Here is a 14,938-nt window from a genome sequence, read left to right as displayed (position 1 = left end):
TCGTTCAGACCGCTCTAACGCAGTGTTCGAAGGCAAAACCTATGGCGAGGGCTGTCACGATCTCAACCTGCACTCATCCCACTACCGTTCTCTCAAACCCATTCACGCTAGGCGATTTACCGATATTGAATGGGACCATCGCTACTGGCCAACCGTTGACAAAACGTAACCGTCGCTAGTTGGCAGACTCCGCACACCCACCGAGCGCACTCGTCGATACCGCCACTGACAATCAGGATATTGCGGCAAGTGACCGCCAATATCTGGTGGGACTGTTGAGACTTGAGCAGCCGTTAACAAAACTCATGCTGACGCTATCGACGACAACGTTGTGGGACTTGTCGTGAGTTGAGGATACCTGAACTACGCGCAACTCAATAGCGGGCGATTGCACCACCCCCGATCTGACCCTTGGCAAAATCTCTCTCTCGATTGCAGCCGAACTTATAATTCAGCGTCAGATCTGACATATAAGACCCTTGACTCTGGATCTTATATATCATTTTTTGGTGATAACACCTTTATTTGCAGAACTTAAATGCAAATTTTGACGTATACTTCCAGAAATACAGACTAGTATCTGTCATTTTTAACAGTTAAGCATGCTAAATAGGCTGCTTATATGTCATTTTTGACACATAAGCAGCTTCAGGCGGGAGTTATACGTCACTTGCCAGGCTACCGCCCAAACCGCCATACTTGCTCAATCAAGTTCGGAAAGTCACTCGGCTACCATATCGATTTAGACAATTAGGCAGAAGGTTTCTACATATCTTCCAAAGCTCTTGGCAGCAGCATAGTTGCAGTAGGCGCAACTACTCTTTGGCACTTTTTCGCCTACATCGCATTACTGATAGGAGGCTTAGGGATTAGTCCATGATTTTGAGGTGGAACAGTGGGATAAGGGGTTTGGGCAACTGACACATACCTAAGACGATTCGCCAGACCAACCCTAGTCCAGTAAGATAGGGCAACTGGCACACTCCAGTCATTTATGTCTGATTTAAGGGATTGAATTGCTTATAATTTCTACATCCCAACGTCTTTCCCTAGAAAACATGTGCCCCCTGTTGATCGGTTCTAGACGTCCAGCGCTCATCAGTCTATTTACCCTCACCCTATGCGCCTCTTTGCTCCTCGGCAGTGGCGTGAGCAGCCAAACCCCAACGCCCCAGCCTGGCACAAAACAAGAAATTCAGCAGCTGGCAGCCGACGACGTAGAGAATGACATTACGCGCCGACCAAGCTATGCCAAGGATCTGTACGAAAAATCCTCATCTGGCTTAACTGGTCCAGAAATCATGCAGATTTACGACAAAGCGTATACAAAAGCCCAAAAGGCAAAAAAGAAAGACTTACGAGGACTTTTACCTGATAACGGTTTACTGATTCCTCTCTTGCTATTGGTCGGTGCAGGTCTAGGAAAACTGTTTGAGGAGACTTTATTAACCAATATCAAAAAGCTATTTAAAGCTTGCAGTGACTGGATTTATGCAAGATTTGCAGGCAATCGCCTTTTTCGAGATATCGCATTGCGGCGTTATCGATCGGCATTATTAGACAAGTATAAGGAGCTAAAAATCCCGTTTCGGGAAAATCAAAAGCCACTCCTGATGAATGATGTCTACGTACCACTCAAAGTCGAGGGCGGTAGCCAACGTCAGCTGGAAAACATCTATACCGCCATTAACGGCCATCAACGCTTAATGGTTAAAGGACCACCTGGGTCAGGCAAATCAATGCTGCTCAAGGATATTGCCTTCGTTTATGGCGATAATCGACTCACTGCGATTCCAGAAGGGCCTGTACCTGTTTTATTGGAGCTACATCGACTGGGGAATGCCAAGCTCAGCCAGGAGCAGCTAATTAAAGCCTTGGCAGACGTCTTTAAACGTAATGACTTTCCAAATGCGGAGGAGTTTGTAAAACAGGGATTAGACAATGGGTCACTGCTGCTACTACTGGACGGGTTAGACGAAGTTAAAAGTAATGCTCGGGCAGAGATTTCTCAAAGCATTAGTGACTTACTAGATACCTATGAACGCTGTCGCGCGGTAATTACCTGCAGAACAGCAGTCTATAGCAATGAGTTTGCTGCAACGACAAATCAAACCTTAGAAGTTGTTGAATTTAGCGATCAACAAATCCGTCAATTTCTGAGGGCATGGAGAAATGACATGCCTCCAGAAAAGTCAATCGACCAGCTTATTCAAACGTTGCAACAACGTCCCAGGATCATGGCCTTGGCTCGTAATCCGTTACTGCTGACGATCATTGCCTATCTCTACAGCAAACCAACATTTGTACTGCCACACTCCCGTACTGACTTCTATGAAGAGGCCACCCGCATCCTATTAGAGCAGGCCGAATATAAAGGGCAAGACGACTACAAACACAATCAGTATAAAGCGAGTGAAAAGCGTACGGTGCTAAAGCAGTTAGCACTTAAACACCAAGAACTCAGCCTGGAACAAGACGACCGACGCAGCATCAGTTATACCTCTGCCCTGCAACAAATCCGAGAAATACTACCCAGTATCAATCGCACCCCAGACCAGGATACCATCCCCATTCTGGAAGAAATATCAGAACGGAGTGGCCTATTTATCCAAATCGATAAGGGAGAAAATTATCAGTTCTCACACCTGACATTACAGGAGTATTTTGCGGCGGCGGCCCTCAAACAAAAGCCTGAGCAATTAATTAACTACTTTCGGAATGACATAAATGCATGGAGAGAAGTTGTTAAACTCTGGTGTGGCCTAGAAGTAGATTGTACAGACCTGATTCAAGAGGTTTATGCCATTGATCCACTCACTGGATTTGAGTGTTTAGCCGATGCTAAAACGGTTAATCAATCAGTAGCTGATTCAATTATTGAAAACTTTAAGCAGCGCATACAAACAGAGGCCTACAGCGAAACATTGGCCAGTGCCTTTGGCGCTGTGGCCGCTGATACTCGTCCTCGTGGTCAACAGGTATTTTCCTTTTTAGAGGACTGCCTGGCGACTGACGTCAACTCACCAACTTATATCACTGCTGTCAATGCGCTAGCCACGACGAACTCAGCTGAAGCAGTCACTGTGCTCACGATACGATATCGTGAATCGGTCAATACCCATGAAGCACTGGTTCGCATGGGAGATTTAGCCGTACCATCTCTGGCAGGTTTACTTGAGCAGAACATTGTTTCAGTCGTTGATGATTTATACTCCATCGGTACTCCCAACGCAGCTCAAGCATTAGTACCAATACTCTCGAATGACAACATATCAATGGCTGGTAGAGCTGCCTGGGCGCTCGCCGCATTACTACCAAAAGCAGAAATCGAAGAAATACTACTGAACTTTGAGCCATTGCCAGAAAACACAATGAAGTTGGATAGTTACGACTGGCTCTGGCAGCCTTTTGGCTCTCCACGAAGTAGCCTAGCCACCATTGCCGGACGCATTGCATACCTGCTACCAATGCACTTCCAAAAGGCACGAGTTATAAACACCGATTCCCCCTTAGATCCAAGAATTATTCTACCGACATGCACCATTATTCACCCATTAGAGATAGCTCAACTCCCTGATGCGTTGCCCGCTCAGACTGAGACGTTATTAGAACAAACACAGTTCACCCCCGAAATAGAAGAACAAATCCAGAGAATTCTAAAACCAGTTCTCAACAATATTTCTGATGCCTCCATATGGAAGGACTTATTAACGAGTCTAGAACCCCAGCTACAGCTAGATACCCTCAATCGACTGATTCATAACCCCAATAAAAAACCTGAACAACATCATTGGGAAAACGTATTCAAAAAATCATCCTATCGATTTCAAACATCCTGGCATTATCGCTGCATTCTCGTCATTACTTTGATCGCTTCAATAATGGCCATCGCTGGCATGGCTATTTTTTCCGAACTATTTATAGATCAGCCTGCATTAATTGGCATTCTTGGCGTTGCAGCTATATCAATAGTGACCTTCTGGGTTGCTCTATATACACAGGACGAAAAACAACCTTTAGCATCCAAATACTTCTTAAAATTAGGCTCTCTAGGACTCATTACCTTTGTTAACGAAGTCCGCAACTATTGGACTTATCAGCCAACTTGGGTAGGCATTAAAGCTATCCAAAAAGCTCAAGAAACAAAACTCTTTAACACCACTTTCGCTGTCGCTTTCGTTGGCGCTGGCGCTGTCGCTTTCGTTGGCGCTGGCGCTGTCGCTTTCGTTGGCGCTGGCGCTTTCGCTTTCGCTGGCGCTGGCGCTGGCGCTGGCGCTTTCGCTTTCGCTGTCGCTTTCGCTGTCGCTTTCGCTGTCGCTGTCGCTGTCGCTTTCGCTGGCGCTTTCGCTGTCGCTGTCGCTTTCGCTGGCGCTGTCGCTGGCGCTGTCGCTGTCGCTGTCGCTTTCGCTTTCGCTGGCGCTTTCGCTTTCGCTGGCGCTTTCGCTTTCGCTGGCGCTGTCGCTTTCGCTGGCGCTTTCGCTGGCGCTCTTGGACTTCGGGATTGGGCCACTAACCAACAACCCACCCAAAAAAAGGTACGCCGCCCACCCTTGGTACTGCTAAGTTTACCCTATTTCTGTTGGCTACCGATGACACTCTTTTTTTCAGGAATAACAATCCAAGCCATTAGCACCTTACAGACAGCTCTTGTAACAGAGTTAATCCTTACCCTTACTTGCCTATATTTATGGTACGAGGGTCAGCGACAGGAAGCTAAAGCACTCAATCCATTTCAAGGCGGTTTATTAGAAACTACCTTACGGCAATATGCAAGTCGGGCAGGTGTCCCTCTAAAATAAGCAGTCTCACTTCGACAGCAACTTACGATTTCAATTGAAACTATCTCTGAATAAGAGTTTCAAAGGCAGCTATTTTTTGACTAGTTGTGAGAGAGTGTAGATATTCGGAAAGAGATTATGAGGAAGCCAAGAAATAGAAAGATTTCAGCGAGTTAAAAAGTTACTCTAAAGGCAACGGCAACGAGTGTCTTTCAAATAAAAAAGCGAGTCCTATCAACGCTGAACTCGCCCAAATGAGAACTTATCTTTCTAGGGGCTTAGGATAGCGCACCCAATCGCTAGTGTCTCTTAGTCCAACGTAGAGACTTGCTCTAATGCTCTACAACAAGACGCTCTCTTACCGGACGTCAGTAGGGCGCTGCTGCTGAATCAACGCTTCATTAACAGCCCTTAATATAGCAAGCTCTTTTTCGGCTGCATCCAGCCGTCGTTCTAACTCCGTGAATAGCTTATTGCAGCTGTCATTGAGTCCTTTGTAATCGTTCTTTAGATGATTGATATCACGCTCAAATCCATAGTTTCGGCGAATGCGAGCGATCCCCCAGCCACACACACCGGCCAGGGCAGACGCCACCGTTAACGCTAACCCGAGATTATTCAACACAACATTCATGGGTCATCAACCGGAAACCCGATCGAGTTTATGTGTACAATGCCATTCTCTTTGATGTCCATTCTGCAGGCAGGATAGCAATAGGCGAAAAAGAAACTGAGTCCTACGCCACGGGAGATCGCCTCATGAGGTTGATAGCTAACAATGGCTTGAGCTAATACAAAATCCCTCTTTTCTCCCCATTCATGAATACCCCAGCATCGTCTGTCTCTTTCAGGGATAACGACAACGCCATGAGAGTATTTGAGATCTTTGATCAGTCGGTCAATGCTGTCGTTGTCCATCATTAAAAAAGGGGCCTGTAAAGGCCCGTTGGCTCTCAACCCTGCCATATTGGGCTGATGGCAGGGAGACAAAGATAAAGACTAAAGACTCACTAACTTATACACTGACCCCTTCAATCTGAACGGTTGGACTACCGATGTCAGCCAGGACAATTCGAATAGACCCCCCAGAGCCGCTCACGATAAAGTCTTGCGTGACAGCTATGGTACTAACAGTGAGTAACTCAGCGCCAACGCTAAACTGAGTAGGACCCGGCGCATAGACTGAGATGGGTGCTGGTGCCCTATGCCCCCTCACTCGAATGGATGACGTTCCAGCCGGTAAGGTGACAGTAATCACAGACCTCAGAACCCCGTCTATGTTGAGGTTGTATCCCCCTGAGAGTGTTTCAGCCCCCTCAAAGACACCATCATTTAGGCTAGTGGCCTGAGCGGTTCAGAGGGTGGCGGGAGCCTCGTCACCAGCGCCTGGCTCTCCACTGGATAGCGCATCAAACTGAATACTCAAGTTGCTGACAAACAGCTTTTGACTCAGTAAGTCAGCATCCCAAGACGAGGACAAAACCAGCCCGGCAACCGTTAGTTTCTCAATCCCGAACGTGTACTCATAGCCATCCACTAAGCCGCCGCTACCATCCCCAATTTGACCTACATAGGTCGCAATCGTACCGTCAGCATTGACCGTACGTGTAAACGTAATCGTTTGCTCGGAAGCATCATCAAACACAATCTTAGCGCTAGTGACATGGCCGTTCGTCTTGTTGACCTCAGTCACCTCTACGGGCTTAATTGCTTGTTGGTCAGCCAACATTTGACTAAAGACAGATGCCGCGATCTGCTCACCTCGGTAGTTAACCGTATAGGAGAGATCCGGTAGATTGTCCTGAATCAGTGCTAAGACTTCCTGTCGCTCGGCATCTTGTAAATTCGGCAGGTCAGCCACCGCCGCTTGTAGGGCGGTAATATCGGTATTGTTGGAAGCAATATCTTGAGCCTGTTGTTCAATCAGAGCATGGAGCGCAACAGCGGCCTCATTAATCGCAGCCGTTGGCATCATGCCCAGAATCGGCCCGACCAAGGATAGAGAATCAACCGCACTTTGTTTTACAGTAGTTGCCATTTTAGTTTAGATCGATTTGCGAGAGAACATAAGCGAGGCATAGAGTTCGGGCGGTAGCTTGGACGCATAGCCAAACCCCCACGGCTTAGCGTGGTCCCGGTCACACCGCATCTCTAAGACAAACGTTGTTGTCTCGGTGAGGGTGAAAATGGCGTGGATCGGGATATGCCAGGAATAATGGAGGGAATAGGTTGTCGCTCCAGGCCAATTGATCACAGAATCGAGTGACCTGAACCGGCAACGCATACGGCCCCCCTCCATGCCGGTCGCCCACCCCTCCAGGCAGTAGTGACCAGGGTCCAACTCCAGCCGTCCCAGCGAATCCAATCGCCCAAACGGAGAGGAGTTGAAATTGAGAGGCCGTGTTATCCAAGTGTTGGGAGGGGAGAACGAACCCCCGCTTGATGTCGTGTTGTCTCGTATCTGAAAGACCCCAACCTCTGACGCCCCAGCACTCCCTAACACTTCATTGTCTCCATCACCTGAATCAAGCGTTATACGGACCTTAGTTAGGTCCTCTTTGGCGGCCACAGCCACACCATGACAGCCATTGCCATGGATCAGGGCAAACCGTGACCGTAGGCTAAGCGTGGGTTGCTCTCGGTAGTCCGAGCCTCTCACGACATAGACCCGATTGAGATAGACGGGAGCATATGAATCCCCCGTTGCGGCCATTTCACCCCTAGGCCACCGCATAAACTCCGCCAGGATTGAGCCACAATGACTAAAGTCGTCTGGCCTTAAGACCTGCGGTTCGGTCTGCAGCCGCTCTAAGATAAAAGACTGCTGCATCCGTCATGACCTTAAACGAGCGTAATCGTCTGCTGAGCTTTGACGGTTCTAACGTCGTAATCCGTAAACCGCTGTTGAAAGTCCCCTTCAATCGCCCGTGCGCTGTTAATGTCGTTACCCGCTGCTTCAGCAATAAATTCAGCGCTATTCAACAAGGTGGGCAAGTCAGCAACGTCGGCTAAAAGTACGACCTCGTCTCCATCCCAAACCCCGGCGACTGAGGTGTTTGAGTCTGCCTCGTCTGCGTAAAATGCAACAATCCAACCCATGAAACCAATTCCTTAATAAATGAGCACGTAACTAGACTTGATAGACCTGAGAGGCTACCTCGCTTAGACGGTGTAGCAGCGGCGACGGGGCACCCGTGCGAGTTCAATCTTTTTGCCGCGATAGGTCTTGCCAGGCAGGTCAGCAATGGCGGTATCCGCTTTGCTGGGGGCAATGGGCACCTTGGCCGACTGCAGCTTGCCCGTCGGGCCAGGGTAATAGATGTTCAGGTAGGAGATACCAACACCCAGGGCCGCTTCTTTCCCTGTGGCGATGATTGTTCCATCAGCGGGTAGTTCTGCGACCGCTCCCATGGCGGTGAGCAGGGCACCGCTAAAGCTCGCCTTCACCAGGTTGAGCTTTGCGTAGTTTTTCCCCGTGGTATTGAAAAAGAAATCTTCTTTTTTCCTTGAGTTACTGGCCATTGAGACACTCCTCACAATTCGCTCCGGTCCTATCATGGGAAGGGGTTGGGCGATCCTAACTCCCGTCGAAACCTATAGGTTTCTGCCGAGTCGTTCATAGCTGGGTTGTTCCTTAAACTTACGGATGCCATCTTGACTAAAAATGGCTAGTCCTAGAACGCGGTCTCATCAATGAACCATGTCTGATATCAATGAATGGGAGCATCTACAATCAACCCTGATCCGAGTCCAGAACAGGATTGTTAGAGACTCATTCCGAGCAGATCTAGATATTGACAATCTCACCATTCCTGAAAGCGCTCTGCGGCATGCTTGCTTGATCAAGGACAATGACACCACTCAGATGGTTAGCCTCCGCCTCAAACTGTTCTATGACATCCGAGAATCCGGCAATCATGGCATGCCGCCAATATTTGCCCTGCCTGACTTTCATCCCCATCAGTTTGTCAAGGGTAAACCTCAGGTGATTTTCACCTTCTCCGAGAAAACTGATGCCTGGAAAGCTCGGGGGGCTAAGCGACGCAAGCAGGTGAGGGTGAGCTATCGGATTATGGATCGCGATAGCGAGGCGGTGACTGAGGCGCAGCTGCGGCAACTGGCGACCGCTATCAATGCCACCTTCCCCCGTAGCTGGTCGTTTAAGACCGGTCGATACAAAGTCAGTTACCGTGACAAGGAGCATGGATGGGACTTTATCACAGCGCCTTACACGGTACCGGATGGCAAGGAGCTGATCAGCCGTGTGCTCAGTCTGGAAGGGAGCACCCCCGACTGGTCTCTACTGTCAGTGAGTGAGCATCCCAACCGAAACTATCGTGAGAGACGAACAGCACGGGTGTTAGGGAAAACAAAAGAGCTGGATGAACAACGACAAATTGCCACCACCGTCTTAGACAAGGTTGAAGTGCATTTATACGGGTCACTGCAGAACATTGTTTTGATTGACCGGGCTGTTTCTCACCGGCTCTATGGTCGTCATCAAGAGCTTTATGGCTGACACTACTCCTCTGGCCGACCGGCAGTCGTGGGATCAAAGGTCTCATCTTCCAAGCCTGCAGAGGCTTCAGAGTCTAGCTTGACCATAGTTTCTGACTCAGTGAGCGGACTGCTAGATTGGTCAGACTCACTCGTAGTTCCGCCGCTAGCCTTAATCGCGTTAGACAGCGCCTGGCGCTGTTCAGGTAGCTCTGAGGCAATCTGCTGGATGGTGGTGATTTCCCCAGAGACCAGACCAACCGCGCTGACGGCCTCTTCAGCCGAATTCAACGTATCCTGAAGTTTCTCCCACCGTCGCCCACTGGTGTGTAGGGTATCGAACCGCTCAGTCATCCAGCCATAGGAGTTTTCCATCACAGCACCAGACCGTCTCAGGGCATTGCCGATTTTCCCGACATACTGGCCGATGGTTTCGGCAATGGCTTGAGAGCTATCCATTAAGCTCCATAGCTGCCAGTAGATATTAGAGGCTGCCTGGTAGATGCGATTCGCCTTATTGAGAGTCTCGGCAACCTCAGCCTGTGTCTCCTCCGGTATCACCGCATCAACCGCCGTATCAACCCAGTCAGAGACCAGTTCAGTGATAGAGAGTGGATTGTCATCGGCATCCTTGAGACCCAAGCCCAGGACGTTTAAGACACTATCAACCGTCCAGCCGATGGTATCGGCTAAACTGCGAGAGAGAAAATAGGCGTTATGCAGGTTAAAGGTGAAGTTAGCGACGGCTAAGAATCGATCAATCTGGAGAAAGTCCCAGGTCTTGCGGCTAAACTGTTGAATGGTCGTAACCATGTTGAGGGTTTGAGCGAGAACACCGGCATTGGACGCAACCCCCACCCCAGTCGCGGTTGTGGTTGCGTCGATTTTGGTCAATAGGGCTGTATTAGCCGCTGTTAACGGATTGTTTTTTAATAAGTTGGACATCCCAGCCAAGAGACCCTTGTTACAGCCACAGCGGTTGTTTTTCTGGGTTCGTCCCATGCTTGGGGGTGTAGCTTTACCAGGAGTTTTGCCAGGATTGGCAGGTCTGGGCGGTGATGGCTTTAAGGGTAAACCACCACCGGCCCCCGATGCCCCGGCACTCGCTGTTGAGGCGTTGGGACCCGGTCCAAGATTCACCTGAGGGAGTCCACCCGCTAATAGGGCTGCTGGGATAGCAGCCCCTCCAGCCAAGACAAACGGAATCACCGGCAAGCCTGTATCTTCAGGGGCCTCTTTTGTGTCTGGATCATCCAGGGTGGTCGGGGACTGGTTCGGTACTCCAGACGGCACAGTCGCATGAGGTTGAGGCGTTGACTTAGGGATGGTCTGGTTGGGTGCAGCCGGATTCCCTCCGGTATCGGGCAGACCATCAACGCGCTCAACATGGGTGATGGTGGCCTCCGAGAAGGTATACCCAAACAGGCCCGTTTGACCCGTAGGTCCCATCACTTGATCTCCATTTGGACCATAGGTATAAATCAGACCTGTATGGCTTGAGCCAAACCTGATATGGTCCCCAACGTCAACCCCGGTGATCGGGCCAGGTAAGGTGGCTCTAAAGGTCTTTTGGGTGCCCACCCCATGATAATTGGAGGTCTCCACGTAATCGGTGTAAACGTAGTACGACACCCCCGCGCTTTGTCCCCCTTGGAAGGGTGGGACGCCGGTCCCCTGATACTCATGGTCAGGACCCGTTCGATTCGGAAAGAAAGACCCGATGAGAGCGTCTAGCCGACGCCCCCAGTTCTCTCCCAAACGAGTCCAGGCATCCTCAACGGCATTGGCTCGAAACGGGTCAGCAACTGAGGCAGTCTGGCCCGTTGCTGCGAAAGAAGCCAAGTCTACAGGACCCGCAATCAAGCCATCCGTCAACAGCCCCCCCGTTGAACCCACGGCACTGGTGAGCTGTCCGCCGAGCGATTCAAACAGCCCTTGCCCCTGAGCTAAGCCTTGGGCGGTGCCGAATGCGGTCAATCCCAAGCCAACTGCCGTACTCGCACCACCGGGCAACCTGGGTTTAGTAGGACTGACGGCACCCTTGAACGGGGTTAGCTTTTGAGTCGAGCCCGTCATTGCCCGGACTCGATTGGGGAGTTGCTGACTGGCTGTATTAGCAGGACCGACTAACTGTCTAGCGGGTTGACTCGCGCCTGGACGATGGCCCCAGCTGCCAGAACTGCCACCACGGTAACTAGAATAGTCACGTCTGGCAGCCGGTAATTGGGTTCTCACCCCATAGGTGCCATGGTTGACAGGGCCATGATAGGCCTGGGCAGGCTTAACCCCCCATGCCTGCTGAAGGCTGGCGGGGGCAACGGTTGGCGTCGGCATCTTAGGCGATAAAGTCTACATTAACGGGAGCTGTGATCACTTCCTTAACGGCTTGGTACTCCATGGCGTAAGCACTACCGGCGTGATCATCCTCTAACAGAAATGCTTGACGAAAGATCAGCCGATGGTCTTTTTGATGGGAGACAAAGGGGCCATTTCTCTCGAATTGAGACTGAATCCCACTATCGCCCGTGACCACACTCGGGGGCCGTTCGTTATAGTCGAGCGCATAACCATGAGCATTTAGAATCGTTGACGACCAAGCCGACAACTTTTCAAAGGTATCGATATCGGCAGGAATCATTGAGGCCGTAAATTGCATGACTCAGAACTCAGAAGCGGTAACAACCTGAAGAGTGCCCAACTAGATCGGTTGATGAATGGGGCTGTGAGATCGCAGCCTACAGATATTGCGATCTCACGCTCAAAAAACCGCCATCATCAAACCCATGGCCATCTGCCTCATGTTTCTATACATTTTCCTTTGATGGGCTGAAATTAGGCATAGCTGCCAGCGGCTAAGGCCAGTGCCACAATAGATAGCGTTCGTTTGGAGCTCAACTATGGCGAACAGTGACTGAAATCCCTGTAATTCAAGAAACTCATCGGCCCCTCCAACTGTATCGTTAAGCGTGAACTATAAACTCTTAGTAGCTGAGGATGGGCCTAAATAAAGTCCACCTGGGGTGATGGATCGCCCAAGAGCTTGGCATTGCTGTATTTTTTTTGTCTGGATGATGGCTTGAGACATCGTTGAAGAAAATAAGGAACTTTTCAGGGAGTAAATCAGACAATTATCCTCAAACCCTATTTTCCAAGCTCCCCTCACTGGTGTCTAGATGCTAGAAAGTTTCCTTTCTTTTCTACTGAGTTTGACTACAGTTGGCCAATGCAATGCCGGGCCATCGTCCAGCCAAACGTCAAGCATTACCAACCTGACCTCGTTAACAAATGCTAGGGGAGCAGGCATTCCGGTCACTCACATCTACACTGTCAGTGAAAATGTGATGGCCTTGCGCATAGAAACCGGTGAACTGGTGCGGGGTAAACAGGTTCCCTATGAAGCCGAGCCAAAGGATATCGTCAAGAAAGATAATTGGGTCAAGCGCAGTGGCAAAATCATTGGCCAGCTTATTCCCAGTGCACCCGATCGAATTTGGCAAGTGGATCAAATCATCGGTCCCAAACTTAACCTTAAATGTGTTGACCATCTGGGCCATTATAAAATCATCACCAGTAATGGCACCAAGATTACCCCCACCAACATTTATCGCAAAAGCAACATCAGAGGCATGGCTCGCACAGGCACTTGGCACTTTGACTGGCCAATGGTCCACACCATCTTCCTAGAAATGCCTGAGCCCCTCACCCCAGGTGAAACCTACAAATTTAACTTTGCAGGTAATGCGCTCCAGGATCATGAGTTTATCTATCAACCCGATCAAACTCGCAGTGAAGCCGTTCAAGTTTCTCACCTGGGGTTTGATCCAGATGACCCAGCTAAAGTTGCTTTTCTGTCGACATGGATGGGAGCCGGAGGCGGACTGACTTATCCCGAGGGTAAACCCTTTTGGTTAATCAATGCCGACACTGGAGAGAACGTCTATGAAGGCAAAACCACCCTCTCCCAATCCGTTAACACCAAAGACTTAAGAGAGAGAAATCATAATGACACTGATGTGTTCATCATGGACTTTAGTCAGTTCTCAACGCCGGGTCAGTATCGCGTTTATGTAGACGGTGTGGGCACATCCTATGACTTCGAAATTGGAGAAAATACCTGGCGAGATGCATTTTATGTGTCTGCCAGGGGCATGTACCATCAGCGCAGTGGTATTGCTCTAGAACAACCTTATACCGATTATCAACGTCCCCGCTCGTTTCATCCGGATGACGGTGTCAAAGTTTATCGCTCAACCATCCCCTTAATGGAAACCAATATGGGTTTTCATTTCGAAAACACGGTGAATGCCTTTGATGCATTGGTGGAGACTCGGACAGATGAATTGCTTCCCAATGCCTGGGGAGGGTGGATGGATGCAGGAGATTGGGATCGACGGATTGGACATCTTGAGGTCACCCGATCTTTTCTAGAACTGGTAGACCTTTATCCAGACTATTTCAAATCTGTTAATTTGAACCTGCCTGAGTCTGGCAACAATCTACCCGATATTTTGGATGAAGCCCTGTGGGGGCTGGATGTATTTCGTCGATTACAAACTGAAGAGGGCAGCATTCCAGGCGGGATCGAATCCGCAGGCCATCCCCTGGGCTATGAAGGTAGTTGGCAAGAGTCACAAATGATCATGGCCTATGGACCAGGGATTTGGTCCAGCTATATATATGCCAATGTAGCGGCTAGGGCGGCCTATGTGTTGAACCAGTATGACAAGACCCTGGCTCAAACCTATCAAGACAGCGCAATTCGCGCGATGAACTGGGCCAATGCTGAGTTGGCTAAAGACCCAGACGATCGTGATAGCTGGATCTATAACGAACGGAACCTAGCTGCGGCAGAACTCTATCGACTGACTGGCGATAACCAATGGCATCAGCTATTTCTTGACACCACCGTCTTTAAAGATGCCGATACCCCCATCGCAACCTGGAAACAACATGATCACCGCCACGCGGCATTTGTCTATGCTCGCACGCAGCAACCAACAGTCAATCAGACGATCCAGCAAAATGCGATCAAGGCAATGGTGCGAGATGCCCATGCTGATATTAAAAACATAGAATTCTCAGGCTATAAATGGAATATAAACCCTCAGCTGCGCATTGGTTGGGGCCTGATAGGCGCACCCAAAACCCAAAGCCTCTTTCGGGCCCACGCCCTTACAGGAAAACGTGAGTTTTTAAGAGCGGGGATTTTAGCAACCCAATATTCAGCCGGTGCTAATCCCAATAATATGGTGCATACCACTGGCATTGGCTATAGAAACCCCAATATGATCTTGGTTAAGGACGCCCGTGTGTCCGGTCAGGCTCCACCCCCAGGAATTACAGTCTATGGACCAGTGGATATGCAAGTTCCTGATGGCTATGCCGACCGGTGGGCCTGGGCTATAGACCTCTTTGCAGAACAAGTTAACCCAAATCCTTACGAATGGCCTACGTCTGAAGCCTACTTTGATGCCTACAACTTTATCCCTGTGGTGGAATTTACGGTACAGCAATCCATCGGCCCCACGGCCTATGCCTGGGGTTATATTGCCGCCAGTGATAAAAATTAGGGCGTTCAACTTAGACCGGGAAATCAAGGCTGGGTAAGAATCCAGGAGTCAGAAGTCAGGAATCAGAAAGGAACTGGATTCTGGCTCCTGGCT

The 14,938-nt window shown here is 49.6% G+C and carries 14 protein-coding genes; 5 read left to right on the top strand and 9 right to left on the bottom strand.

Features of this window, described 5'->3' with window-relative positions; translation table 11 throughout:
• Positions 1–22: 22 nt before the first annotated feature.
• The 3 genes from IXB50_RS03040 to IXB50_RS03030 all read left to right on the top strand — a co-directional run bounded on the left by IXB50_RS03040 (position 23) and on the right by IXB50_RS03030 (position 4,799).
• Positions 23–169: a hypothetical protein gene (locus tag IXB50_RS03040; protein ID WP_215607463.1), complete on the top strand. Its 147-nt coding sequence runs from the start codon at positions 23–25 to the stop codon at positions 167–169.
• Between the two features lie 10 nt (positions 170–179).
• A complete protein-coding gene (locus tag IXB50_RS03035) occupies positions 180–347 on the top strand; it encodes a hypothetical protein (RefSeq protein ID WP_215607462.1) in 168 nt (55 codons plus the stop codon).
• A 711-nt stretch (positions 348–1,058) separates the two neighbouring features.
• Positions 1,059–4,799: an NACHT domain-containing protein gene (locus tag IXB50_RS03030; RefSeq protein ID WP_215607461.1), complete on the top strand. Its 3,741-nt coding sequence runs from the start codon at positions 1,059–1,061 to the stop codon at positions 4,797–4,799.
• A 337-nt stretch (positions 4,800–5,136) separates the two neighbouring features.
• On the opposite strand, the gene IXB50_RS03025 is transcribed toward IXB50_RS03030, so the two are convergent.
• The 7 genes from IXB50_RS03025 to IXB50_RS02995 all read right to left on the bottom strand — a co-directional run bounded on the left by IXB50_RS03025 (position 5,137) and on the right by IXB50_RS02995 (position 8,315).
• Positions 5,137–5,412, bottom strand: a complete 276-nt coding sequence (locus IXB50_RS03025; RefSeq protein WP_215607460.1) for a hypothetical protein — start codon at positions 5,410–5,412, stop codon at positions 5,137–5,139.
• Positions 5,409–5,699 carry a hypothetical protein gene (locus tag IXB50_RS03020; RefSeq protein ID WP_215607459.1) on the bottom strand — a complete coding sequence of 97 codons (291 nt, stop codon included), beginning with the start codon at positions 5,697–5,699 and terminating at the stop codon, positions 5,409–5,411. Before IXB50_RS03020 ends, IXB50_RS03025 begins: the two co-directional genes overlap by 4 nt.
• A gap of 94 nt (positions 5,700–5,793) precedes the next feature.
• A complete protein-coding gene (locus IXB50_RS03015; protein ID WP_215607458.1) occupies positions 5,794–6,036 on the bottom strand; it encodes a hypothetical protein in 243 nt (80 codons plus the stop codon).
• A 96-nt stretch (positions 6,037–6,132) separates the two neighbouring features.
• The gene (locus IXB50_RS03010; RefSeq protein ID WP_215607457.1) at positions 6,133–6,816 is read right to left on the bottom strand and encodes a hypothetical protein; all 684 of its coding nucleotides are present in this window, start codon (positions 6,814–6,816) and stop codon (positions 6,133–6,135) included.
• A 6-nt stretch (positions 6,817–6,822) separates the two neighbouring features.
• Positions 6,823–7,608 (bottom strand): hypothetical protein, encoded by a 786-nt coding sequence (locus IXB50_RS03005; RefSeq protein ID WP_215607456.1) that lies wholly within the window; start codon positions 7,606–7,608, stop codon positions 6,823–6,825.
• 11 nt (positions 7,609–7,619) lie between these two features.
• A complete protein-coding gene (locus tag IXB50_RS03000; protein ID WP_215607455.1) occupies positions 7,620–7,877 on the bottom strand; it encodes a hypothetical protein in 258 nt (85 codons plus the stop codon).
• A gap of 63 nt (positions 7,878–7,940) precedes the next feature.
• The gene (locus IXB50_RS02995; protein WP_215607454.1) at positions 7,941–8,315 is read right to left on the bottom strand and encodes a hypothetical protein; all 375 of its coding nucleotides are present in this window, start codon (positions 8,313–8,315) and stop codon (positions 7,941–7,943) included.
• Positions 8,316–8,478: 163 nt separating this feature from the next.
• On the opposite strand from IXB50_RS02995, the gene IXB50_RS02990 reads away from it, so the two are divergent.
• Complete coding sequence (locus tag IXB50_RS02990; RefSeq protein WP_215607453.1) at positions 8,479–9,297, top strand: hypothetical protein; 819 nt, start codon at positions 8,479–8,481, stop codon at positions 9,295–9,297.
• A gap of 2 nt (positions 9,298–9,299) precedes the next feature.
• Here IXB50_RS02990 and IXB50_RS02985 read toward each other — a convergent pair whose 3' ends face one another.
• Entirely contained in the window at positions 9,300–11,609 is a 2,310-nt protein-coding gene (locus tag IXB50_RS02985; RefSeq protein ID WP_215607452.1) for a hypothetical protein, read from the bottom strand.
• A gap of 1 nt (position 11,610) precedes the next feature.
• The gene (locus IXB50_RS02980; RefSeq protein ID WP_215607451.1) at positions 11,611–11,931 is read right to left on the bottom strand and encodes a hypothetical protein; all 321 of its coding nucleotides are present in this window, start codon (positions 11,929–11,931) and stop codon (positions 11,611–11,613) included.
• A 517-nt stretch (positions 11,932–12,448) separates the two neighbouring features.
• On the opposite strand from IXB50_RS02980, the gene IXB50_RS02975 reads away from it, so the two are divergent.
• Entirely contained in the window at positions 12,449–14,845 is a 2,397-nt protein-coding gene (locus IXB50_RS02975; protein WP_215607450.1) for a glycoside hydrolase family 9 protein, read from the top strand.
• Positions 14,846–14,938: the final 93 nt, after the last annotated feature.

It is taken from the genome of Leptothoe spongobia TAU-MAC 1115, from assembly GCF_018739885.1.
GTDB classification, from domain to species: domain Bacteria; phylum Cyanobacteriota; class Cyanobacteriia; order Phormidesmidales; family Phormidesmidaceae; genus Leptothoe; species Leptothoe spongobia.
The sequence above is the reverse complement of the archived record's forward strand: the minus strand, read 5'-3'. Positions and strand labels throughout refer to the sequence as shown.

Excerpts from the sequence above, each read along its gene's own strand:
- IXB50_RS02990 (WP_215607453.1), top strand. The coding sequence starts at position 8,479 with ATGTCTGATATCAATGAATGGGAGCATCTACAATCAACCCTGATCCGA.
- IXB50_RS02980 (WP_215607451.1), bottom strand. The coding sequence starts at position 11,931 with ATGCAATTTACGGCCTCAATGATTCCTGCCGATATCGATACCTTTGAA.
- IXB50_RS03030 (WP_215607461.1), top strand. The coding sequence starts at position 1,059 with ATGTGCCCCCTGTTGATCGGTTCTAGACGTCCAGCGCTCATCAGTCTA.
- IXB50_RS02975 (WP_215607450.1), top strand. The coding sequence starts at position 12,449 with ATGCTAGAAAGTTTCCTTTCTTTTCTACTGAGTTTGACTACAGTTGGC.
- IXB50_RS02985 (WP_215607452.1), bottom strand. The coding sequence starts at position 11,609 with ATGCCGACGCCAACCGTTGCCCCCGCCAGCCTTCAGCAGGCATGGGGG.
- IXB50_RS03005 (WP_215607456.1), bottom strand. The coding sequence starts at position 7,608 with ATGCAGCAGTCTTTTATCTTAGAGCGGCTGCAGACCGAACCGCAGGTC.
- IXB50_RS03000 (WP_215607455.1), bottom strand. The coding sequence starts at position 7,877 with ATGGGTTGGATTGTTGCATTTTACGCAGACGAGGCAGACTCAAACACC.
- IXB50_RS03025 (WP_215607460.1), bottom strand. The coding sequence starts at position 5,412 with ATGAATGTTGTGTTGAATAATCTCGGGTTAGCGTTAACGGTGGCGTCT.
- IXB50_RS03020 (WP_215607459.1), bottom strand. The coding sequence starts at position 5,699 with ATGATGGACAACGACAGCATTGACCGACTGATCAAAGATCTCAAATAC.
- IXB50_RS03010 (WP_215607457.1), bottom strand. The coding sequence starts at position 6,816 with ATGGCAACTACTGTAAAACAAAGTGCGGTTGATTCTCTATCCTTGGTC.